We start from the raw sequence: 1,362 nt of genomic DNA, 5'->3' as shown, positions 1-1,362 counted from the left end.
GCCTCGGCGGCGTCCACGCCCGGCGGCACCCGCAGGCTGATCAGCGCCCGCGCGCTCGCCTGGACCGACGGCGTCGCGCCGATCACCGGCGGGCAGTCGATGCCGAGGACCGTGACGGCGGGACGCGCCCAGATCCGGTCCGCGACCGTGCCCTCACCGATCAGCTCGACACCGTCGAGGACCTTGGCGTCCTTGCGGAAGGTGCTCTCCTCGTACTGCAGACCGTCCCAGACCGTGTCGCTCGTCAGGCCGTCGACCGTCGTCGAACCGTCCTCGGCGCGCAGCGAGTCCAGCGTGCGCACCAGCGCGGCCAGCGCGTCGGGGGCGGCGCCGCCGAACTGCCCCGAGTGCAGGTTCCCTTCGAGGGTGTCGACGCTGACACGGACGAGCGTCATGCCGCGGAGCGTCGACGTCACCGTCGGCAGGCCCACGCGGAAGTTGCCCGCGTCACCGATGACGATCGTGTCGGCCGTGAGCAGCTCCGGGTGCTCCTCCGCGTACCGCTCCAGACCGCCCGTGCCCTGCTCCTCGGAGCCCTCCGCGATCACCTTCACGCTCACGGGCACGCCGCCGTTCGCCTTCAGGGCGCGCAGCGCGAGCAGGTGCATGATGACGCCGCCCTTGCAGTCTGCGCTGCCCCGGCCGTACCACCGGCCGTCGCGCTCGACCAGCTCGAACGGCGGCGAGACCCACGCGGCCTCGTCGAGCGGCGGCTGGACGTCGTAGTGGGCGTACAGCAGGACGGTCGGCGCGCCCTCGGGGCCGGGCAGGAAGCCGTACACCGACTGCGTGCCGTCCGGGGTGTCCAGCAGCGCCACGTCCTGGAAGCCCTCGGCGCGCAGCGCGTCCGCCACCCAGTTCGCGGCGGCCTCGCTCTCGCTCTTCGGGAACTGTTCGAAGTCCGCCACCGACTTGAAAGCCACCAGTTCGGTGAGCTCCGCCTTCGCCTTCGGCATCAGTGAGGCGACGGTCTCGGCGATCGGATTCCGCGACATGGGCACGCTCCTCGTAGGTGCGACGTTGTACGTGTGGGTACATGTGATCCTCCCACAGGAGGGAGCCGCGAGCCTCCGCCGTAGGATGCCTGAGGAAAGCGCGGCCAACAGCGGGATCAGGAGCGGTAGACCAACGTGAGCAGCGAGAACTCAGCGGACGACGCCCGGTACGTGTGGGACGTGGTCGTGGTCGGAGCCGGCCCCGCCGGGGCCTCGGCGGCCTATGCGGCGGCGGTCGCGGGACGCCGCGTGCTGCTCCTGGAGAAAGCCGAACTGCCCCGGTACAAGACGTGCGGCGGCGGCATCATCGGCCCCTCGCGCGACTCCCTGCCGCCCGGCTTCGAGCTGCCCTTCCGGGACCGGGTGC

The 1,362-nt window shown here is 71.8% G+C and carries 2 protein-coding genes; one reads left to right on the top strand and one right to left on the bottom strand.

Annotated features, from left to right (window positions below; all coding sequences use genetic code 11):
* Nucleotides 1-995 (bottom strand): M20/M25/M40 family metallo-hydrolase (locus AOK22_RS36700; RefSeq protein ID WP_055702997.1); only part of this gene is annotated, 995 nt, incomplete at its 3' end.
* A gap of 135 nt (nt 996-1,130) precedes the next feature.
* On the opposite strand from AOK22_RS36700, the gene AOK22_RS36695 reads away from it, so the two are divergent.
* Nucleotides 1,131-1,362 (top strand): FAD-dependent oxidoreductase (locus AOK22_RS36695; protein WP_157872405.1); only part of this gene is annotated, 232 nt, incomplete at its 3' end.

This window comes from Streptomyces silaceus (assembly GCF_001419745.1).
Lineage (GTDB): Bacteria > Actinomycetota > Actinomycetes > Streptomycetales > Streptomycetaceae > Streptomyces > Streptomyces silaceus.
The sequence above is the reverse complement of the archived record's forward strand: the minus strand, read 5'-3'. Positions and strand labels throughout refer to the sequence as shown.